Below are 21031 nucleotides of genomic sequence, written 5' to 3' on the forward strand. Positions count from 1 at the left end.
CATGCCCCCTTCGTCAGCCATTCGGACGGCGAGCCAGGAAGTCCGGCCCCCAGGGGCCCGTCTTCCTGGCTCGCACCGTACTACGCGTTGTCGCGGGAGGTCAGGACGCCTTCGGCTGTGCCTTCGACTCCAGCGTGATCTTGCCGCCGATGATGTCGGCCTTGATCTGGTCCAGCTCGGTCTTCAGCTCGGCCGGGACCTTGCTGTCGAACTCGTGGAACGGGGCCAGCCCGGTGCCACCGTTCTCCAGCGTGCCGATGAACTGCTTGTTGTCGAACTTGTTGTCGACGACCGAGGTGACCGCGTCCTGAACGGCGACGTCCATGCCCTTCTTGACGCTGGTGACCAGCACCGAGCAGTACTCCGCGGCGCTCTCGCAGCCGTCGGTGTCGACCCAGATCGCGTTGACCTTGCCGTTGGTGGCCTTGGCCGCCTGCAGACCGCCCAGACCGGCCGGGCCGGCCACCGGGAAGATGATGTCGGCGCCCTGGGTGATCAGGTTCTGGCCGGTGTTCTGGCCCTTCGCCTTGTCCTCGAAGCTACCGGTGAACAGGCCTTCCTGCTTGGCGTCGTCCCAGCCCAGCACGGCCACGTTCTTCGACTTCTGCTTGTTGTAGTAGCGCACGCCCTCGGCGAAACCGTCCATGAAGATGGTCACCGGCGGGATCTTGATGCCACCGAAGGTGCCGACCTTGCCACTCTTGGACAGCGCGGCGGCCAGGTAACCGGCCTGGAAGCTGGACTGGGCGGTGTTGAAGCCCAGCGGCTTGACGTTCGGGATCGGGGTGGCCGGGGCCGAGTCGACGATCGCGAACTTGATGTCCGGGTTCGCCTTGGCCGCCTTGTCGGTGGCGTCCTCGAGCTTGAAGCCGACGGCGACGATGACGTTGCACTTGGCGGCGACCATCGCGGTCATGTTGGTCGGGTAGTCGTTGTCCGACTTCGACTCGGCCTTCTGCTCGGTCAGGCCCTTCGCCTTGATGGCGGCCTGGAACCCGGCGTACGACGTCTGGTTGAACGACTTGTCGTCGAACCCACCCGAGTCGGAGACCATGCAGGCCTTGAAGTCCTTGTTGGCGCTGCCACCGGCAGTGTCCTCAGCCGGCTTGCTGCCACAAGCGGCGACGGCGAGCGTCAGCACGCTCACGATCGCCAGTCCCCGCACGTACTTCTTCACCGGATGTCCCCTTCGTTGACCAAAATCTGTCGCCGGCACGCCTTCCCAGGTGCCGCATCCGCAGACTATAGGTGCGAGTCCGTCCTTCTTTGAACGGTGAAAGGGCCTCGATACCGGAAAGTAATCGGCGGGAGAAGCATTGCAACGAAAACTCTGCCGACCGGTGCCTCTTCGTCACGCAGCGTGACCTTTGCGGACTGCAGAGGCACCATTTCCGGACGGGATCAGTCCGGGAAGCGTCCTAATCTGAGCCCATGAGCGAGATGGAGCTGGACAGTACGTCGGACGGGGCGGACGACTGGCGCGTGGTCGGCGACAGCCTGAGCGCGTGGTTCGAGGCAACCTCGCAGAGCGCCGGAGCCGAGCTGGTGGCCCGGATCGCGGAGCTGACCGACGGTAACGGCTTCCCAGAGCTGGACCTGCGCGCCACCGGGGTGCGCGTGCGGCTCTCGCCGGGTCCCACCCCGCGGGCCGACGGGGGTCGCGCGCGGCTGTCGCCGGAGTCGGCTGACCTTGAGTTGGCTCGGGCGATTTCTGTGGCGGCTCGGGAGCTTGGGCTTGGTGCTGATCCGTCGGTACTGCGAACTCTGCGGTTCGCCTTCGATGCCGCGGACCCCACGCCGGTGAGGTCGTTCTGGCAGACCGTCCTCGCCTACGAGCCGCCGGTGCCAGCGGCCGACGCGGTGGAGCCCGGCGAGCTCGTCGATCCGTCGCGGCGGGATCCGACTGTTTCCTTTCATCAACTGGACGACTCGCGCCCGCTGCGTCAGCGGATTCACGTCGACATCGTGCGGCCGGCTGAAGCGGTGGCGGGTGTGAAGGCCTCGCTCGGCCTCGAGGCCTATGGCGCCTACGGGCTGACCCTCGCGGACGCCGACGGCAACGAAGTCGATCTGGTCCCTGGTGGGGGTCTCACCGACTCTCCGGAAACGGCCGACTGGCTGACTCTCTTCGGCGCGATGACCTTCTACCCCACCACCTCGCCCACCCAGGCAAGCGCCTTGGCCACCGCAGTCGCCACCCTGGCCGACGCGGCCGGCCAGCCGCTCTTGGTGGACATCCGCCCGGCCGGCGTCACGATCGACAGCGGGAAGGACGAGTGGGAGTACGACGTACCGGGCTTCGGTCAGCTGGCAGCCCAGGTCCAGGCAGCGGCTCACGCGCTGGACCTCACCGCGGATCCCACCAACCTGCGCTTCGTCCAGTTCGGCATCGACGCGGTCGACATCCCCGCAGTACGGGCTTTTTGGCAGGCGCTGCTTGGCTATGAGCCGGACCGGCGGGAGTTCCTGTCCGACATCTACGACCCGCGCCGGCTCAATTCGGTCCTCTTCTTCCAGCCACTGGACGGGTCCGATGTTGCCCGGCGCAAGCAACGCAACCGGCTTCGTTTCGAGCTCCTCGTCCCGCACGACCAGGTCGAAACACGCGTCGCCACAGCGCTCGCTGCGGGTGGAAAGCTGCTCCCGGACAAGGGGTCCGGGACCCGCATACTCGCCGACCCGGAAGGCAACGAGGTCGGCATCCGCACCCTGACTGGCTGACCCGTGCCGAGGCGTGTGAAATCATCCCGGGATGACGACTTCGCACTTGCGGCTGGCCGGCGTGGAGGATCGCGTCGACGAGGTACGGGCGGAGGCGATTGCGGTACGCCGGGATCTGCACGCTCATCCCGAACTCGGCTGGCACGAGGTCCGTACGACGGAACTGCTGGCGCGGCGACTCACCGCGGCGGGCCTCTCACCTCGCGTGCTGCCCACCGGCACCGGGCTGATCTGCGACGTCGGTTCAGGCGACACTTGCGTGGCGCTGCGGGCGGACATCGACGCGTTGCCCGTACCGGACGGGGTCGACTCGCCGTGGCGCTCGACGATCGAGGGCACGGCGCACGCGTGCGGACATGACGTCCACACGGCCGCTCTGCTCGGGGCCGGCCTGGTGCTGGCCGGCATGGCCCGCGACGGCCTGCTCGATCGCCGGGTGCGGCTGATCTTCCAGCCCGCGGAAGAGTCGATGCCAGGCGGTGCGCTCGGCGTGATCGCGGCCGGCGGCCTGGAGAGCGTGCACCGGATCTACGGCCTGCACTGCGACCCCCGGTTGCAGGTCGGGCAGGTCGGCCTGCGGACCGGCGCGCTGACCGCTGCCGCCGACCGGATCCTGATCCGCCTGTCGGGTTCGGGCGGGCACACCTCGCGCCCGCACCTCACCGGCGACCTCGTCTACGCGCTCGCGACCCTCGTCACCGAACTTCCGGCCGTCCTCTCGCGCCGCGTCGACCCGCGCGCCGGGATGTCGATGGTGTGGGGCCGGATCACGGCGGGGTCGGCGGCCAACGCGATCCCGGCTCGCGGCGAGGCCGAAGGAACGCTGCGCTGCCTTGACGTCAACGCTTGGCGGCTCGCGGCGGAGCTGATCCCCACGCTGGCCCAGCACCTCGTGTCGCCGTTCGGCGTGGAGGTGGACACCGAGGTCACGCATGGCGTCCCGCCGGTGATGAACGACGCCGGCGCGATCAACGTCCTGCGCTCGGCGGTCGAACAGACGATGGGCCGCGACGCGGTCGCCTCGACCGACCAGAGCCTGGGCGGCGAGGACTTCGCCTGGTACCTCGAACACGTCCCCGGCGCGATGGCCCGGCTCGGCGTCACGCCACCCGGTGTCGAGGACGCGGCCGACCTCCACACACCGGGCTTCAACGCGTCGGAGGACGCCATCACGCTCGGCACCGGAGTACTGGTTGCTACTGCCCTTCTCGACTGACCAGCCGGTCTTGATTACGGCTGGTCAGTCCGGCCAGGGTCAGAACGTGTCGGCCGGGACGTAGACGCCCCAGACTGCGCGGAGGGCGTCGCAGACCTCGCCGACCGTGGCGCGGGCCCGCAGAGCTTCCTTCATCGGGTAGAGACAGTTGTCGTTGCCTCGGGCAGCGTTCTGCAGGTCGTTGAGAGCCTTGTCGACGGCGGCCTGGTCGCGTTCCGCGCGGAGCTTGGCGAGCCGGGCGACCTGCTCGGCCTCGATGGCCGGGTTCACCCGGAGCGGCTCGTACGGCTCTTCCTCGGCCACGCGGTACTTGTTCAGCCCGACGACGACCCGCTCGGCCGAGTCGATCTCCTGCGCGATCCGGTACGCCGACCGCTCGATCTCCTGCTTCTGGAAGCCCTTCTCGATCGCTCCGACCGCGCCCCCGAACTCCTCCACCCGCTCCATCAGCTCGCGCGCGGCCGCCTCCACCTCGTCGGTGAGCGACTCCACGACGTACGAGCCGGCGAACGGATCGACAGTCGCGGTGACATCGGTCTCGTACGCGAGCACCTGCTGGGTGCGCAACGCGAGCCGGGCCGCCTTCTCGGTCGGCAGCGCGATCGCTTCGTCGTACGAGTTGGTGTGCAGTGACTGGGTGCCGCCGAGGACCGCGGCGAGGCCCTGGATCGCAACCCGGACCAGGTTGACCTCGGGCTGCTGCGCGGTCAGCTGGACGCCGGCCGTCTGGGTGTGGAACCGGAGCATCAGCGACTTGGGGTTCTTCGCGCCGAACTCGTCGCGCATCACCTGCGCCCAGATCCGCCGGGCCGCGCGGAACTTCGCGACCTCCTCGAGCAGCGTCGTCCGGGAGACGAAGAAGAAGGACAGGCGCGGGGCGAAGGTGTCGACGTCGAGGCCGGCCGCGACCGCAGTACGGACGTATTCGATCCCGTCGGCCAGCGTGAAGGCGATCTCCTGCGCGGGCGTCGCGCCGGCCTCGGCCATGTGGTAGCCGGAGATCGAGATCGTGTTCCAGCGCGGCAGCTCGGTCTGGCAGTACGCGAAGATGTCGCTGATCAGCCGCAGCGACTCCTTCGGCGGGTAGATGTAGGTGCCGCGGGCGATGTACTCCTTCAGGACGTCGTTCTGGATCGTGCCGGTGAGCTTGTCACCGGAGACGCCCTGCTCCTCCGCGACGAGTTGGTAGAGCAGCAGCAGCACCGAACCGGGCGCGTTGATCGTCATCGAGGTGGACACCTGGTCCAGCGGGATCCGGTCGAACAGCAGCCGCATGTCGTCGATCGAGTCGATCGCCACCCCGACCTTGCCGACCTCACCGTGCGCGATCGGCGCGTCGGAGTCGTACCCCATCTGGGTCGGCAGGTCGAACGCCACCGACAGCCCCATGGTGCCGTGGTCGATCAGCTGGTGGTACCGCTGGTTGGACTCGGCGGCGGTCCCGAACCCGGCGTACTGCCGCATGGTCCACGGCCGTTGCGTGTACATCGTCGGATAGACGCCCCGGGTGAACGGATACTCCCCCGGCGCACCCAGCTTCTCCCCAGGCTCGAACCCAGCAAGCCGCTCCGGCCCGTAGACCGGCTCGAAATCCCATCCCGACTCGGTCTGATGACTCATCCCCCCACCGTAGGCCGAACCACCCCACCACTGGTATGCACCAGCGCACGTCACCGGTGTGGGCTCCAGCACAACCCTGTTGTAGATTCGCGCTTCTTTGCTGACTGAGAAGGTTGCCCGCATGTCCCACCACGCCGCACCGGATCCCCCGTGGGGCTTCGACGACCGCGCGCCCCAGCGGAGGCGGTGGCCGGTCGTGTCGGGCGGCCTCATCGCCGGGCTGGTCGTGATCGCCCTCGTCGTGGTGTTCCTCGTACGGCGGGACGACCCGGCGGCGGGTCTGGAGCCGCCCACCGCCCCACTCGTGCCCGCCGATGGCGTCACCGCCGGCGGTGAGCTGAGCGGTCAGGCGCGGGCTCTCGCCGACGCCCTGACCCAACGGGGTCTGGAGTGCAGCGTACGCTTCACCGCCCCGGAGGGCGGCCAGACCGGCTGTTTCGCTGTGCAGGATGTCACCGGGACCACGGTTGAGGCGATCTTCCAGCACCACCCCGACGGGAGCGTCATCGGCCTGAACCTCAAGGTGAACGGCCCCAAATACACCAGGGGATTGCTCCGCTCCCTCATCGACATCGCCGGCCCGGTCGTGTTCCCCGCGGATCATCCGGCTGTCATCGACATCTTCAACCGAGCCTTCGCGGGATTCCCGGAGGGTTCATGGGGCGATTACCACCTCCTCGGCCACGGTGCGAAGACATACCTGAGCGCGTCGAAGCGGAACATCACTCCGATCAAGGTGCCGGTGCTCCACCTCGACACCACTGAGCCGCAGCTGGCCGACGCGCTTCGGGCCGACGGCTTCACCTGCACCGGCGACAACGAGACCTGTACCGGGCAGCCGGCGATGGCGCTGAAGTTCTCGGGGCCGGATACGGGCATCACCTACCTGGTCGCCACCGCCACGAATGGTGCGACCACGCCGGAGACCTTCAACCAGTTGAGGATCAAGGTGTTCGCCCACCTGCGTGGCAACGCCGTCGGGCCTGTGTTCGATTGGGTGGGCCTGCATCTCGGCGGCCCTTCGCGCAGTGCCTTCGTCGCCGGATGGCGAGTCGACCTGGTGGTGAGCGACAAGCAGATCCGCCTGACCCTCTTCAACGAGGAGACCTGGCTAGTCCCGGAGTAGCACGTCGTCCGTACGACGTCTGGGGAGCTCTCCTTCGTTGCCGGGTGGTTGCCGGGTGGTTGCCTGGTGGTTGGGCGATGGTCGGGGAGGTGTCGTCAGGGGATTGACGGGGAGTCATGGGAGTGTCGCCGAGGGTTCATGCGGGGTCGGGAACCTCGCAGGGTGCGCATAGTGATGGTCGCCGAGTCCTTCCTGCCGCAGATCAATGGCGTGGCGAACACGGTTCGCCACGTCGCCGACCGGTTGCTGGCCCAGAATCACCAGCTGCTGATCATTGCCGCCGGCCCCGGTCCGGACAGATACCAGGGCGTCCGGGTGATCCGGGCCCGGAGCTTCGGGATCCCTGGCTACAAGGAGTTCCCGGTCGGGCTGCCCGATCCTGCGATCGAGCGGGCGATGGCCGACTTCCAGCCCGATCTGGTTCATCTCGCGTCGCCGTTCGTCCTCGGCGCCTACGGACTGCGGAGCGCGCGCCGGCTCGGGCTGCCGACCGTCGCGGTGTTCCAGACCGACCTGGCCGCCTTCGCCCGGCAGTACCCCTGGTTCGCGAAGGCCGACCGTGGCGTCCAAGCGTGGATCCGGCGCATCCACTCGCGCGCCGACCGGACGCTGGCGCCGTCGTCGGCCTCGGTCGCGCAACTCGTCCAGGCGGGCGTCCCCCGGGTCCACACCTGGGGCCGCGGCGTGAACCTCGACCTCTTCGACCCGTCCCACCGCGACGAACGCTGGCGCCGGGAGATCTCGCCGGACGGCAAACCGATCGTCGGGTACGTCGGCCGGCTGGCCGCGGAGAAGAAGGTCAAGCGACTGGCCGAGCTGGCCGGCCTGGACTGTCACCTCGTCGTCGTCGGCGACGGCCCGGACCGCTCAGCGCTGGAGCACACGTTGCCAGGGGCAACCTTCCTCGGGATGCGCCGCGGTACCGACCTGGCCGGCATCTTCGCCGGCCTGGACGTCTTCGTGCACACGGGTGAGCACGAGACGTTCTGCCAGACCATCCAGGAAGCGCAGGCCTCCGGAGTCGTCACGGTCGGCCCGGCCGCGGGCGGTCCGCTCGACCTGATCCGCCCAGGCGAGAACGGCCTGCTTTTCGAGCCGGGTCAGCCGGGCTCATTGCGCCAAGCCGTCGCCCACCTGCTGGACAACCCGGCTGAGCGCAACGCGATGGCAGCAGCCGGCCAACGGCGGGTACAGACGAGAACCTGGCCGGCAGTTGTCGATGACCTTGTCTCTAAGCACTACGCAGAAGTCTTGGAAGAAGTCGCACAACAAACCCCCCGTACTGCGCGCCCCCGGCGGGCCGCATGACCGTCCTGAGCAACTTCCCCGCCGGCCGGCCCGGGGCGCTCCGCATCGCCCAGCTCGCCAACTTCGTCGGGCCGACCTCGGGCGGGATGCGGACGGCCATCGAACATCTCGGACAGGGGTATTGCGAGGCGGGCGCCGAACGGATCCTGATCACACCCGGCGAACGCGACAGCGTCACCGAGACCGAGGCCGGCACCATCGTCCGGATGAAGGCACCGAAGGTCGGTGGCGGCTACCGCCTGATCACCGACCCGTGGCGCGTGATCGACGCACTGGAACGCTTCCGCCCAACCACCGTGGAGATCTCCGACAAGTCCACTTTGTTGCCAGTAGCAAGGTGGGCCCGCCGCAACGGAATCGGCTCAATCCTGTTCAGCCACGAACGTCTCGACGCGATGCTCTCCCTGCGCACCGGCCGCCAACTCGGCGTCGCCGCGGGCGTCGGGGCGCTGTACCGGCTCCTGAGCCGCACCTACGACGCCGTCGTGGTCACCTCCCGGTACGCCGCCGCCGAGTTCGACGAGGTGACGACCCCACTGGTCCGAATCCCACTCGGCGTCGACCTAGAAACCTTCCACCCATCCCTCGGGACCCCGGCCGACGACGGCGTACTGAAGCTGGTCCACGCCGGCCGCCTCTCCCGCGAAAAGAGCCCCCACCTAGCCGTAGCCACCGCAGCCGAACTCCACCGCCGCGGCATCAACCTCCGAATGGACGTCTACGGCTCCGGCCCCCACCTAGACGAACTGATCGCGATCGCCGGCTCAGCTCCCGTTACCTTCCACGGCTACGTCGACAGCCGCCAAACCCTGGCCCGCCACCTAGCCGAAGCAGACATCGCCCTCTCCGTCTGCCCCGGCGAAACCTTCGGCCTCGCAGTACTGGAAGCCCTGGCATCAGGCACCCCAGTAGTCACAGCCAACACCGGCGGCGCCCGCGAACTAATAACCAAGAGCTGCGGCCGCTGGGCCCACCCCACCCCAGCGGCCCTAGCGGACGCAGTACTGGACCTGCTAACCCAACCAAACCGCAGACCCGCAGCCCGCCAACAAGCCGAGCTCTACGACTGGCCCACCTGCATCCAGCACATGCTCGCCTTGCACACCCGCCTGGCCGCAAACCGCCTAGCCGCTTAACCCCACCGAGTGACGGCCCCACCACTGCCGCAACGGGATCCGAACATCCCGGTCGGGGACCCGGCCGTCACCGACCACGAAGGTGTGGACGAACGTCTGCTACAGCTACATCTGCCCAGTACTACGTCAGGTGGTCGTAGTCGCCTCTCGCCCAGGCGGCGTGGCGGTCGGCGGAGAAGCGGACTACCTCGCGGGCCTTCTCCGGGATGGAGGCGCCGAAGTTGCCGTAGAGGCGGTCGTACTCGAAGACGTCCAGGGCCTTGGCTACGCGGTCGACGACCGCGCCGGACAGGGGGATGCGGTTCGGGTAGCTGCGCATGAAGCTCACCGAGGTGCGGTCGGGGTTGGCGAAGATTGTGTCGCCGGCAAGGATCACTCCCTTGCCCTCGGCACCTTCCGCCCAGTGCACGACGGCGCTGCCCGGGAAGTGGCCGCCCGGCTGGATCAGCGTGACGCCGGGGAGCAGGTCGAGCGTGCCCGACCAGGTCCGGATCACCTCGTCCTGGCGCGCCACCCACTCCTTGTCGGCTTCGGACACATAGACCGGTACGCCGCCGAGCCGGTGACTCCACTCGACCTGTACGCCGTACATGTGCGGGTGGCTCGCGATGATCGCGGCCACGTTGCCCAGGGCCCGGACCTGCTCGACCGCGTCGTCGTCCAGGTAGCCGATCGGGTCCCACAGCAGGTTGCCCTCAGCGGTCTGGACCAGCATCGACTGCTGGCCGATCCCGGCGCTCGGGGTCGACGTGACGCCGTACAGGCCGGGCTCGACCTCTTTGACGTCCACCTTGTAGCCGGCGGCGGACAGCTCCTCGAGCGTGGTCCAGTGCTGCCCGTCGGCGGGCACCCACTGCCGCTCGTCGGCGCAGATCGCGCACACCTCGACCTGCTCGGAGTGCTCGACCGCGCAGGTCTCACAGATCCAGAAACTCACTGTCATCCCCTCTCCACCCGGCGTCGCCGGGGTCATTTTCTGTCGCCGCTCCCACGCTAATCCCCGGCCGGTCCCTGCCGCAGGGTCCAATCCGCGCCGGTCGTGGCGGGCCATTGGGATGCTCCAACTTCAAGAGCGGTCGAAGTCAAGGCTGACGTGACCGCCGCCACGCCGCCGGACCTCGCCGAGAGCGATCTCACATGAGAGCGGCGCAGAACGGGTGCGGGGCAGCGATAACATCAAGAACGGTCTGGTTCCCTTCCGGGCCGAGCCGATCGCGGCCTCTGCTATCAACTCGACACCGTGCTGACCAGACGCCCCGGAGTCGCCGCGTCCACCGGCTCTGATCCGTCGTCCGATCGGAGGATCGGTTTGCCCAGCAAGCCAGTCGGCACGCTGTACCGCGGTCACGAGGGCATGTGGTCGTGGGTGGCGCACAGGATCACCGGCGTCGGGATCTTCTTCTTCCTCCTCGTGCACGTGCTCGACACCGCGCTCGTCCGGGTCTCCCCCGAGGCGTACAACGAGGTGATCGGCACCTACAAGAACCCGATCGTCGGCCTGATGGAGGTCGGCCTGGTCGGGGCCATCCTGTTCCACGCCTTCAACGGCATCCGGCTGATCCTGGTCGACTTCTGGGCCAAGGGCCCGCGCAACCAGCGCAAGCTGATGATCGGCGTCGGCGTCATCTGGGTCGTCCTGTTCGTGCCGTTCGTGATCCGGCACCTGAGCCACGTCTTCGGAGGCTGACATGACAACCCCCGAGATCGCCCAGCCTCGCTCGTCCACCCGGTCCCGCACGCTCAAGGGTGGCGGGCGCAACCGGTCCGGCCAGACCAACTTCGAGCTGTACAGCTGGCTGTTCATGCGGCTGTCCGGGCTCGCCCTGGTCGTGCTCGTGCTCGGCCACCTGTTCGTCAACCTGATGCTCGGCGGCGGGATCACCGCGCTGGACTTCGCCTTCGTGGCCGGCAAGTGGGCCAACCCGCTGTGGCAGGTCTGGGACCTGCTGATGCTGTGGCTGGCGATGCTGCACGGCACCAACGGGATGCGCACGATCATCAACGACTACGCCGAGAAGGACCAGACCAGATTCTGGCTGAAGAGCCTGCTGATCACCGCCTCGATCGTGATCGTCGTGCTCGGCACCCTGGTCATCTTCACCTTCGACCCCTGCCTCGACCCCAGCAGCACGCTGTCGGTCTGCAAGTAAGGACAGTTCTCAAATGCAGCGCCACCAGTACGACGTAGTCATCGTCGGCGCGGGCGGAGCGGGTATGCGTGCCGCTCTGGAGTCCAGCAAGCGGACCCGGACCGCGGTGCTCACCAAGCTCTACCCGACCCGGTCGCACACCGGCGCGGCCCAGGGCGGCATGTGCGCCGCGCTGGCCAACGTCGAGGAGGACAACTGGGAGTGGCACACCTTCGACACCGTCAAGGGCGGTGACTTCCTGGTCGACCAGGACGCCGCCGAGGTGATGTGCCGTGAGGCCGTCGACGCGGTGCTCGACCTGGAGAAGATGGGCCTGCCGTTCAACCGGACCGCCGAGGGCAAGATCGACCAGCGGTTCTTCGGCGGCCACACCCGCAACCACGGCGAGGCCGTCGTACGCCGCTCCTGCTTCGCCGCGGACCGTACCGGTCACATGATCCTGCAGACGCTCTACCAGCAGTGCATCAAGCAGAACGTCGAGTTCTTCAACGAGTTCTACGTGCTCGACCTGCTGATGGTGGCCGGCAAGGCGACCGGTGTGGTCGCCTACGAACTGGCCACCGGCGAGCTGCACATCTTCAGCGCCAAGTCGATCGTGTTCGCCTCCGGCGGGTTCGGGAAGGTCTTCCGTACGACGTCCAACGCGCACACGCTGACCGGCGACGGGATGGGCATCGTCTGGCGCAAGGGCCTGCCGCTGGAGGACATGGAGTTCTTCCAGTTCCACCCGACCGGCCTGGCCGGCCTCGGCGTACTGCTGTCGGAGGCCGCTCGCGGTGAGGGCGGCATCCTGCGCAACAAGGACAACGAGCGCTTCATGGAGCGGTACGCGCCGACCGTGAAGGACCTCGCGCCGCGCGACATGGTGGCCCGGGCGATGGCGAACGAAGTACGGGAAGGCCGTGGCTGTGGCCCGGACGGCGCGTACGTGATGCTCGACCTGACCCACCTGGAGCCCGCGCACATCGACGCGAAGCTGCCGGACATCACCGAGTTCGCCCGGACCTATCTCGGCGTCGAGCCGTACACCGAGCAGATCCCGGTGTTCCCGACCGCGCACTACGCGATGGGCGGCATCCCGACCAACATCAAGGGCGAGGCGCTGGCCAACAACACCGACGTCATCCCCGGCCTGTACGCCGCGGGCGAGGTCGCGTGCGTCTCCGTCCACGGCGCCAACCGGCTCGGGACGAACTCGCTGCTGGACATCAACGTGTTCGGCCGGCGCGCCGGGATCGCGGCCGCGGAGTACGCCGAGACCGCGGACTTCGAGGAGCTCCCGGACGCGCCGGAGACCTTCGTGGTCGACCTGCTCGAGGGCATGCGGACCGCCACCGGCGAGGAGCGGGTGGCCGCGATCCGGACCGATCTGCAGGCGACGATGGACATCAACGCGCAGGTGTACCGGACCGAGGGCTCGCTCAAGCAGGCGCTGTCCGACATCGAGGCACTCAAGGTGCGGTTCGCGAACGTCTCTGTCCAGGACAAGGGCAAGCGGTTCAACACCGACCTGCTGGAGGCCGTCGAACTGGGCTTCCTGATCGATCTGGCCGAGGTACTGGTGGTGTCGGCGCTGGCGCGCAAGGAGTCTCGCGGTGGGCACTTCCGCGAGGACTACGACAAGCGCGACGACGTGAACTTCATGCGGCACACCATGGCCTACCGGACGATCGATGCCGAGGGCAACGTGAACATCCGGCTGGACTACAAGCCGGTCGTACAGACTCGCTACAAGCCGATGGAGCGGAAGTACTGATGGACGTCAAGGTCAAGATCCTTCGGTACAACCCCGAGGTGCTGGACGAGTCCGAGTGGAAGACCTACTCGGTCACCCTGCTGCCCGGCGACCGGGTGCTGGACGCGCTGCACAAGATCAAGTGGGAGCAGGACGGGACGCTGACGTTCCGCCGGTCCTGCGCGCACGGCGTCTGCGGTTCGGACGCGATGCGGATCAACGGCCGCAACCGGCTGGCCTGCAAGACGCTGATCAAGGACCTGAACCCGGAGAAGGAGATCACCGTCGAGCCCATCAAGGGCCTGCCGGTGCTCAAGGACCTGGTCGTCGACATGGAGCCGTTCTTCGACGCCTACCGCGCGATCATGCCGTTCCTGGTCACCGACGGCCACGAGCCGAGCCGGGAGCGGATCCAGTCGCAGGCCGACCGGGAGCGCTTCGACGACACCACCAAGTGCATCCTCTGCGCCGCCTGTACGACGTCCTGCCCGGTCTTCTGGTCCGACGGCCAGTACTTCGGTCCGCAGGCGATCGTCGGCGCGCACCGTTTCATCTTCGACAGCCGCGACGAGGGCACCGAGCAGCGCCTGGAGATCCTGAACGACAAGGAAGGCGTCTGGCGCTGCCGGACCACCTTCAACTGCACCGACGCCTGCCCCCGCGGCATCGAGGTCACCAAGGCAATCCAAGAAGTCAAACGCGCCCTGATCTTCCGCCGCGTCTGAGAACGCCGGGTGGGAGCGTGATCCCCCACGCGCCCGCAACGCTCGCTCCTGCGTCGCTCACTCCGCGACCGCTCCCACCCGCCCATCCTCCGCCAACGCAGGCTCCTCCGTCGCCAGCGCACTACCTGACAGCGCACCACCCAGTCATCACCCACCACCCCCGTCGCACCCCAGGCACCCGCAACACGCGCTTCCCCGTCGCCAGCGCAGACCCGACGGAACCCAACCCGAGCCTCGCGCGGCACTCCAGCTGCAACCTCTGCGCCTCCGGGCTGGACCCGAGCGAGCGGACCCGGGCGTGGTTAGCGTGGTCAGCGGTGAGTTGGCCGGCTCTGCTGTTGCCCGAGGGCGTTGTCGTGGCGGCCGAGCAACTCAGCCGCCATCCGCGGCCTGTCTCGATGTGGATGCAACCGGATGCCCCGCCCAGGAGTTGTTGGGAAAAGATCTCCTGGGGAGTGGTGATGGCTGACGAGGACACGGTGCGCGAGCTGTACGAGGGGTGTTACCGGCGACTGGTCGGGCAGGTGTTCGCGATCTGCGGCAACGCGAGCGAGGCCGAGGACGCAGTACAGGAGGCTTTCGTCCGGGCGGTGGAGAAGCCGCGGCGGTTCGCCCAGATGGACAACCAGGAGGCCTGGCTCCGGACGGTCGCGTTGAACGTACTGCGGAGCCGCTATCGCCGGGCGACGCGTTTCCACGGGTTGCTGTCACGCCAGCCGGCACCGGTGACGACCACGACCGGGATGTCCGCCGACAGGGTGGCGCTGGTAGAGGCGCTGCGGCAGCTGCCGTACGAACAGCGCGAGGCGATCGCGCTGCACCACATCGTCGACCTGCCGATCCGCGAGATCGCAGCGCAGCTGGGAGTCCCCGAAGGCACCATCAAAGCCCGTCTGGCCAGGGGCCGGGCGCGGCTGGCCCCGCTGGTCCACGAGTTCGCCGACGACGCCGAGGAGGTCAACCATGTCTGAACTGAAGGAACTGTCCTGGGAAGTTCAGGAAAGCGTCCAGCCACTGCCGTTCGACGTACTGGAACGCCGTGGCCTTCGCCGTCGCCGCCGGCGGCAGACCCTCACCGGCGCGGGAGTCGTCGCGGCGGTCACGACCGCGGTGGCGGCCGCTCTCCTCCCCCTCGGCAACGTGACCGGCACCGAGAAGCCTCCCGTGGCCACCACGTCGAAGCCGGTCCCGGTCGACCAGTCGGGCGAGAAGCTGGTGCGGAACAAGAAGGCGGGCAACATCGGCATCACCTACGCTACGCCGACCCGGTGGGCCTCGGTGTGGTCGGCCGCTCAACCGGGCAACACCTACAGCACTGCCGCGGTGCTGAGCCGCGACGGGGTACGAACGACCACTCCGGCCCGCAGCGCGTGGTACCCGCTGCGGGTGGGCGACGAGGTGTTGGCGCTGGCGATGCCGACGAGCATGAGGGGGACCGATCCGAGCTGGGCCCAGACCCTCATGGTTCGCCTGACGGAACAGGGCCGGGTCGACAAACCGTTGCGCTGGGCCCCACCGACCAGTGAGTTCACCGCCGGCGAGGTGCTGATCGAGTCCGGAACCCTGCGGGCGCTGAACCCGGAGACCGGCACGCTGCGCGAGGTGAAGATCCCTGGCATCGACACCGCCACGCAGCCGCAGCGCGACAGCACCGGCCGCTGGTGGCTGTGGGGCGCCAAGGGCAGCGGAATCGGCAAGATCTACTGGACCGATGACAACGGCAGGACCTGGGACAATCTCGTCCTCGACCCGGACCGGACGGCCGGCCAACTGGCGGTCAGCCCGAACGGCCGGACCCTGGTGAACTACCCGGCCTCCAAGTACACCGAGCACGGCAAGCCCGTGCCGGTGCGGCTGTCCACCGACCGCGGCGCGCACTGGAAGACCGTCACGACCCGCGACCCTACTTACCTGTCGGCTGTCGCGTTCGACGACGGCACGGGGCTGCTGCTCCAGCGCGGCCCACAGCGCGAGCTCCTCCGGCTGGGGACCGGGGCGACCTATACACCACCGGTCGATCTGAATGACCTGGACAACGTCGGCGGCTTCCTCTACGCGTCCAGGTATCCCGTGGACGGCAAGAACACCCAAGCTCTCACCAGCACCGACCACGGCCGCACCTGGAAGTACTTCGAGCCTCGCTAGGGGTGCATGCGGGAGCCTTTGAGGATCTTGTCGACCGCGTTCTTCGGTCCGTGCAGAGCCAGCCCGACCAGGTCGAGCTGGCTCTGCTGGACTGCTCTCACCGCGGCGCGGTTGTCACGATCGTTGCCAGTAGCAAACAAATCCTGGGTGAAGATCGAGTGCACGATCCCGCGGCCGAGGGCGCGCTGGTGGGCGACGGTCATGAACTCCTTCGCCCCCTCGAACACCAGCACCGGCTGACGAAACATCGGCAGGTACTGCGTCCCGTCGGCGTCCTCGTACGGCTCGCCCACCACCTCCGGCTGCGTCGCCGCGATCCCACTCACCAAGAACGCCGTCACATTCAACCGCTGCCAACTCGCCAGATCATCCCGCAGCAACACAGCAATCTTCGTATCGAACCGAACCGGCTCAGCATCGTTGTCCACAGCCTCAAATCTGCCCGCCGAACCGCCGCCCCGGCTTGTACGTTCTTTGCAAGATCAGCAGTACGGCGGGTTGGAGGTTATGGCTGTGGCTACTCGGAGGAAGAGGTTGAAGAGGCGGTACAGGTCGGGCATGGGGGCTTCGAGGGTGATGGTGCGGTCGTCGGTGCGGGTGATGCCGGGGATGGCGGGGAGATGAGAGGCGACGGAGGCGTTTTGCCAGCGGACGGCCAGGCGGTGGGCACTCCGGCTGACAGTCGGCGTTGTCCGGGGAGTCCGCAGGGCAGCCTCGACTCCGGACTCGATGGCGGCGCGCGCTTCGGCGACCGGGACCAGCTGGGCGGCGAAGCGGTCCTTGGCGAACTTGACCGGGACGGTCGCCACCGAGAGGTCCCAGGCGGTCATCTCGGCGCAGGCGGCGTCGTCGCCGGTCAGCAGCGCCACCGGTACGCCGTACGCGGCCGCGGTGGCGTGCAGGAGACCGATCTCGCCGACCACGCGATCGTCGAGCCAGATGTCCTCGATCTCATGACCCATGAAGCTGTGACTCAGTACGCCGAGGACGCCCGCCCGGGCGTGGAAGCCGACGCAGACCACGGCGTCGTACTCCGGGGTCAGGCCCTCGATCATGCCCATCGGTTTGGGCCGGCCCTTGATCAGCGTCACGCGCGGGTCGAGCAGGTCGGGCAGCAGGTTCCGCATCGGGCCGTGGGAGTCGTTGACCAGCACGACCGACGCCCCGCCCGCGAAGGCCCCGCGGACAGCCGCGTTGACGTCTTCGGTCATCATCACCCGGCCACGCTCGTAGTCGCGCCCACCCGGCTGCACATCCTCGGCGTCGACGAGCCCGGTGATGCCTTCCATGTCCGCGCTGATGTACACCTTCACGCCGTCTCCCCTTCGCAGTTCATCACCCGAGGGTATGTTCTGACGTGTGAGCAGTGGGGCGCAGGTCGAGGCCTGGAAGCCGGCGATCGACGGTGTCGTCGAGGTCCTGCACGCCCATTTCCCGTCGCACGCCTACCCCAGCCACACGCACGACGCGTGGACCGTGCTGATCGTGGACGAAGGCACTGTCCGCTACGACCTGGACCACCGCGAGCACGGGCTGTCCCAGGCGCAGGTCTCGCTGTTGCCGCCGAACGTCCCGCACGACGGCCGCTCGGTGCACCCCGGCGGCTTCCGCAAGCGCGTGCTCTACCTGGAGCCGGACCGCCTGGGCGGCGAAGGGCTGAGCGGCGCCGCGGTCGACCAGCCGGAGTACCTCGATCCCGTACTACGACGCCGCCTGCACCAGCTGCACGGCGTACTGGTCGATGGGCGGGAGGACCTCGAGGCGCAGAGCCGGCTCACGTTGATCGAGGAGCGTCTGCAGCAACACCTGCGCAAGCAGGTCGTCTCCCCGCCGGATCGCCGCGACCCCGGAGTGGCCGCGAAGCTGCGGGAGCTCCTCGACGAGCAGTTGCCGACCGGGATCACTCTCGACGAGGCGTCGAAGGTCGTGCACGCGCATCCGGCGCACCTGGTGCGCGCGTTCAGCCGGGAGTACGGGATGCCGCCGCATCGCTACCTGACCGGGCGACGGGTCGACCTGGCCAGGCGGTACCTGCTAGAAGGCCGCCCCGCGGCGGAGGTCGCAGTACTGGCCGGGTTCTATGACCAGTCGCACCTCAACCGGCACTTCCGGAAGATGCTCGGGGTCAGTCCGTCGCGGTTCGCTCGGACTTGAGCGCGCGGTAGCCCCACTTGCCGAGCAGGCCGGCGATGCCCAGGTTCACCACGATCAGGACGGTGTGCGCCACGTAGTACCCGGTCGGGCGGCCGTTGGTGGCGGCCAGGTTCTTGATGAACGTCACGTAGGTGACGACGTTCCAGACGGCGATCCCGAGCAGGACGAGAGCATGCTTGCGTTCGAGTTTCACCCGACCAGTGTCCCCGATCGGCCTAGTTGCCTCGGTCGACGGTGCGGAGGAGCTGGGTCCGGTTGGCGACGCCGAAGCGGCGGTACAGCCTGGTCAGTTGCGACTCGACCGCCTTGACGCTCAGGTAGAGGGCCGCGGCGATCTCTCGGTTGGTGGAGCCGTCGCGGACCATCGCGACGATCTGCAGCTCGTTGTCGGTCAGCTCGGACGGCAGCCGGCTCCGGCTCGGTACGTCGAGACGCGCCAGCTCCGTCTCGGCCACCTCGCGCCAGGCGGGAGCGCCGTACGCCTCGAACTGCTCGATGGCATCCAGGAACGCGGTCCGCGCCACCGATCGACGGCGAGCCTGCCGGGCCACCCGACCCCGAGTCAGCTCGCAGCGAGCCAGATCCAGCGGGTAGACGTGGTCGCCGGCCGTGCTGATCGTCTTCTCGAGCAGCTCCAGCGCCGCGGCCGGATCACCCTGCTTGGCGATCAGCAGCGCCTCCGAACGCGCCAGCCCGACCAGTACGACGGATCGGTCGAGCCGCTCGGCCCGCTCCCGGATCTCCGCGATCAGCGCAGCCGCGTCATCGAGTCGCCCAGCAGCGACCAGGGCCTCCGCGTAGTCCGCGTGCCAGGGGATCACGGCCGGGTCGTAAGGCATCGCGGCCTCGCCCGACTCAGCGATCGCGTCGAACGCCTCCACCGCCCGCTGCGGATCACCGGTCAGTACGCCGATAATGCCCACGCCCGTGAGCGCCGGGCCGGTCCACTCCTCGTTGCCGACCAGCCGGCAGCCTTCCAGCGCCGCCTCAGCCAGCTCACGCGCCATAGGGGCCGTGCCGCCGGCCCACTCGGCGCGGCAGGCGACGACCAGGCCTACCTCGGGCTCGTCGCCCAGGTCCTGCATGAGCTGGTAGCACTCGTGACCTGCGGCCAGCGCGTCGGCACCGCGGCCGCTGCGCTCGTAGATGGCCGTCGCGGACACCAGGACCGACGCCAGCCAGCGGACCGCGCCGCCAGCCCGTACCTCCTCGACCAGCGCGCTGATCTGCTCGATCGCCTCGCCCGTCCGGCCGCGGAACAGCTCACGCATCGCCGCCATCTGCCGGGCGCCAACCACAGCCTTGGTGAGCGGCAGACCGCGGGCCAGCTCGGCGGCCTGCTCCAGCAGATCGTCGGAGGTCTGCTCGCCGCCCCGGGCGATCTGCACGGTGCTCAACGCGCTCAGAGCGTCGACCAGCGCCTCGACGTCACCACACTGACGGGCGAGCCGCTCGGCCTCCTGCGCGTCAGTCTGGGCATCGTCGAGCCGACGGTCGAAGTACGCGCTGTTGCTGCGCAGGATCCGGACCCGTGCCTCCAGTTGTGGATCACCAGCCGCCGCCTCGAAGGCCTCGGCGAGGAGCGCGATCCGGTGCTCCCGCTCGGGCCATGCCGCATCCACCAGGAGCAGCAGGGCCGCCACCTTCGTCTCTGGCCGAGTAGCAGCCTGTACTGCGAGCCGCGCCATCTCGGCGGACTCCACCAGATGGCCTGCCGCAGCTGCCGCGTCTGCTGCGCTGGAGAGTCGTCGGGCTCGGTCATCCTGCTCACGGACCGGTGTGCGTTCTGCAGCGAGTCGCCAGAGCGTCGCGGCGGCTCCGAGTGCACCACGGCCGCCTGCAACGACAGCAGCGGCCTCGATCGTCGCGGCCAGCTCGGTGTCGGCCTCCTGCGTCGCCAGCGCCCGGTGCGTCGCGTTCTCGACCGGCTCGTCCACCACCGCGGCCAGCTGGGCGTGCGCCTGCCGCCGCGCCGCAGACGTCGCTTCGGCGTACACGAACTCTCTGAGCAGCGGGTGGGAGAACCGCAGCCGTTCCGAGGACACGTCGACGATCCCGAGCGCCTCGGCCTCGGCCAGCTCAGCGTCGACGGGACGCTTGAGCGACTGGGCGAGCTGGTTGGTCGTCGGACGCGGCGAGGAGGCAGCGTGCAGCAGCAGCTCGTACGTCGCCGGGGTCAGGTCGGCGAGCCGGTCTCCCAGCAGCGTCTTGAGACGGCTGGACACGGGAAGCGGGTCATTCGGCGAGACGCCCTGCGGGTGACGCAGGATGGCCCGGCCAAGCTCCAGCGCCATGAACGGGTTACCGGCGCTCGCGGTGAAGATGCGGCGCGCAGTACGGACTGGGAGTGGGCTGGAGAGTCTGTTGCGAAGCAAAGCCAGTACGTCGGGCTCGGTGAGCGGCGGGACCTCCAGCTGCAGCACAGGCTCCGGGCACGCCTCGGCCATCACCGGCAGGTCGCCGTCGGCCACCTGCTCCGTGGCAAGCATCTGGACGCCATCGGTCAGCCGCCGGGCGCAGAAGGTCAGTACTTCGAGGCTGGACGGGTCCACCCACTGGATGTCGTCCACAACCAGTAGCACCGGGCCCGCGGTCGCCAGCCGGCGCAGTACGTGCAGTACTGCGAGTCGCACGGCCAGCTCGTCGCGAACGGTGTCAGGGGCACTTGCCTTGAGCAAGGCCACCTCGAGCGGCTGGCGGAGGTGGTCGGGCAGCACCTGCCAGGCCAGCTCCAGCTGGTTGGAGAGCAGGTCGAGGAGCGTGACGTACGGCAGGCCGGCCTCGCTCTGGGAGGGCGCGGCGCTCAGCACCCGGCAGCCGGCCTTGGCGCGGTCAGCAACCAGTGCCCGGCCGGTGGCGGACTTGCCGATCCCGGTCGGGCCATAGAGCAGCACGCTGCCGCTGGTCGCGAGCTGCTTCTTGGCACGCTCGACCAGTCCGGCGCGCCCGACCAGCTCGTCGTCAGTCATCGATCCACATTCTCCCCGAAGGATTA

The 21031-nt window shown here is 68.4% G+C and carries 19 protein-coding genes; 12 read left to right on the top strand and 7 right to left on the bottom strand.

Annotated features, from left to right (window positions below; genetic code table 11):
• Positions 1-100: 100 nt before the first annotated feature.
• Positions 101-1177 carry a BMP family ABC transporter substrate-binding protein gene (locus tag AB0F51_RS25695; RefSeq protein ID WP_360284129.1) on the bottom strand — a complete coding sequence of 359 codons (1077 nt, stop codon included), beginning with the start codon at positions 1175-1177 and terminating at the stop codon, positions 101-103.
• 254 nt (positions 1178-1431) lie between these two features.
• On the opposite strand from AB0F51_RS25695, the gene AB0F51_RS25700 reads away from it, so the two are divergent.
• Together AB0F51_RS25700 and AB0F51_RS25705 are read left to right on the top strand one after the other, a co-directional pair.
• Complete coding sequence (locus AB0F51_RS25700; RefSeq protein WP_360284130.1) at positions 1432-2721, top strand: VOC family protein; 1290 nt, start codon at positions 1432-1434, stop codon at positions 2719-2721.
• 31 nt (positions 2722-2752) lie between these two features.
• Entirely contained in the window at positions 2753-3937 is a 1185-nt protein-coding gene (locus AB0F51_RS25705) for an amidohydrolase (protein ID WP_360284131.1), read from the top strand.
• Between the two features lie 39 nt (positions 3938-3976).
• On the opposite strand, the gene AB0F51_RS25710 is transcribed toward AB0F51_RS25705, so the two are convergent.
• A complete protein-coding gene (locus AB0F51_RS25710; protein ID WP_360284132.1) occupies positions 3977-5557 on the bottom strand; it encodes a methylmalonyl-CoA mutase family protein in 1581 nt (526 codons plus the stop codon).
• Positions 5558-5678: 121 nt separating this feature from the next.
• Between AB0F51_RS25710 and AB0F51_RS25715 the strand changes: the two genes are divergently transcribed.
• The 3 genes from AB0F51_RS25715 (at position 5679) to AB0F51_RS25725 (ending at position 9127) form a co-directional block, all read left to right on the top strand.
• Positions 5679-6683: a hypothetical protein gene (locus tag AB0F51_RS25715; RefSeq protein ID WP_360284133.1), complete on the top strand. Its 1005-nt coding sequence runs from the start codon at positions 5679-5681 to the stop codon at positions 6681-6683.
• A 162-nt stretch (positions 6684-6845) separates the two neighbouring features.
• Positions 6846-7991, top strand: coding sequence for a glycosyltransferase family 1 protein (locus AB0F51_RS25720; protein WP_360284134.1), 1146 nt, complete (start codon positions 6846-6848; stop codon positions 7989-7991).
• The gene (locus AB0F51_RS25725) at positions 7988-9127 is read left to right on the top strand and encodes a glycosyltransferase (protein ID WP_360284135.1); all 1140 of its coding nucleotides are present in this window, start codon (positions 7988-7990) and stop codon (positions 9125-9127) included. Before AB0F51_RS25720 ends, AB0F51_RS25725 begins: the two co-directional genes overlap by 4 nt.
• Before the next feature lie 121 nt (positions 9128-9248).
• Here AB0F51_RS25725 and AB0F51_RS25730 read toward each other — a convergent pair whose 3' ends face one another.
• A complete protein-coding gene (locus AB0F51_RS25730) occupies positions 9249-10070 on the bottom strand; it encodes an MBL fold metallo-hydrolase (RefSeq protein WP_360284136.1) in 822 nt (273 codons plus the stop codon).
• A gap of 366 nt (positions 10071-10436) precedes the next feature.
• On the opposite strand from AB0F51_RS25730, the gene sdhC reads away from it, so the two are divergent.
• The 6 genes from sdhC to AB0F51_RS25760 all read left to right on the top strand — a co-directional run bounded on the left by sdhC (position 10437) and on the right by AB0F51_RS25760 (position 15882).
• Positions 10437-10814 (top strand): succinate dehydrogenase, cytochrome b556 subunit, encoded by a 378-nt coding sequence (gene sdhC, locus AB0F51_RS25735; protein WP_360284137.1) that lies wholly within the window; start codon positions 10437-10439, stop codon positions 10812-10814.
• Between the two features lies 1 nt (position 10815).
• Positions 10816-11277: a succinate dehydrogenase hydrophobic membrane anchor subunit gene (locus AB0F51_RS25740; RefSeq protein WP_360284138.1), complete on the top strand. Its 462-nt coding sequence runs from the start codon at positions 10816-10818 to the stop codon at positions 11275-11277.
• Positions 11278-11290: 13 nt separating this feature from the next.
• The gene (sdhA, locus tag AB0F51_RS25745) at positions 11291-13033 is read left to right on the top strand and encodes a succinate dehydrogenase flavoprotein subunit (RefSeq protein ID WP_360284139.1); all 1743 of its coding nucleotides are present in this window, start codon (positions 11291-11293) and stop codon (positions 13031-13033) included.
• Entirely contained in the window at positions 13033-13737 is a 705-nt protein-coding gene (locus AB0F51_RS25750; protein ID WP_360284140.1) for a succinate dehydrogenase iron-sulfur subunit, read from the top strand. Before sdhA ends, AB0F51_RS25750 begins: the two co-directional genes overlap by 1 nt.
• A gap of 461 nt (positions 13738-14198) precedes the next feature.
• A complete protein-coding gene (locus AB0F51_RS25755; RefSeq protein WP_360284141.1) occupies positions 14199-14708 on the top strand; it encodes an RNA polymerase sigma factor in 510 nt (169 codons plus the stop codon).
• Positions 14701-15882 (top strand): hypothetical protein, encoded by a 1182-nt coding sequence (locus tag AB0F51_RS25760; protein ID WP_360284142.1) that lies wholly within the window; start codon positions 14701-14703, stop codon positions 15880-15882. The genes AB0F51_RS25755 and AB0F51_RS25760 overlap by 8 nt, the downstream gene beginning before the upstream one ends.
• Here the strand turns inward: AB0F51_RS25760 and AB0F51_RS25765 are convergent.
• Positions 15879-16310: a DUF2000 domain-containing protein gene (locus tag AB0F51_RS25765; RefSeq protein ID WP_360284143.1), complete on the bottom strand. Its 432-nt coding sequence runs from the start codon at positions 16308-16310 to the stop codon at positions 15879-15881. The two genes, AB0F51_RS25760 and AB0F51_RS25765, sit on opposite strands and share 4 nt — an antisense overlap.
• Before the next feature lie 54 nt (positions 16311-16364).
• Positions 16365-17195 (bottom strand): M55 family metallopeptidase, encoded by an 831-nt coding sequence (locus AB0F51_RS25770; protein WP_360284144.1) that lies wholly within the window; start codon positions 17193-17195, stop codon positions 16365-16367.
• 46 nt (positions 17196-17241) lie between these two features.
• Between AB0F51_RS25770 and AB0F51_RS25775 the strand changes: the two genes are divergently transcribed.
• On the top strand, positions 17242-18036 hold the full coding sequence (locus AB0F51_RS25775) for an AraC family transcriptional regulator (protein WP_360284145.1): 795 nt from the start codon (positions 17242-17244) through the stop codon (positions 18034-18036).
• Here the strand turns inward: AB0F51_RS25775 and AB0F51_RS25780 are convergent.
• Both AB0F51_RS25780 and AB0F51_RS25785 read right to left on the bottom strand, forming a co-directional pair.
• Complete coding sequence (locus AB0F51_RS25780; protein WP_360284146.1) at positions 18008-18229, bottom strand: hypothetical protein; 222 nt, start codon at positions 18227-18229, stop codon at positions 18008-18010. The two genes, AB0F51_RS25775 and AB0F51_RS25780, sit on opposite strands and share 29 nt — an antisense overlap.
• A 22-nt stretch (positions 18230-18251) precedes the next feature.
• Positions 18252-21005, bottom strand: a complete 2754-nt coding sequence (locus AB0F51_RS25785) for an AAA family ATPase (RefSeq protein WP_360284147.1) — start codon at positions 21003-21005, stop codon at positions 18252-18254.
• Between the last annotated feature and the right edge of the window lie 26 nt (positions 21006-21031).

It is taken from the genome of Kribbella sp. NPDC023855 (assembly GCF_040639475.1).
Lineage (GTDB): Bacteria > Actinomycetota > Actinomycetes > Propionibacteriales > Kribbellaceae > Kribbella.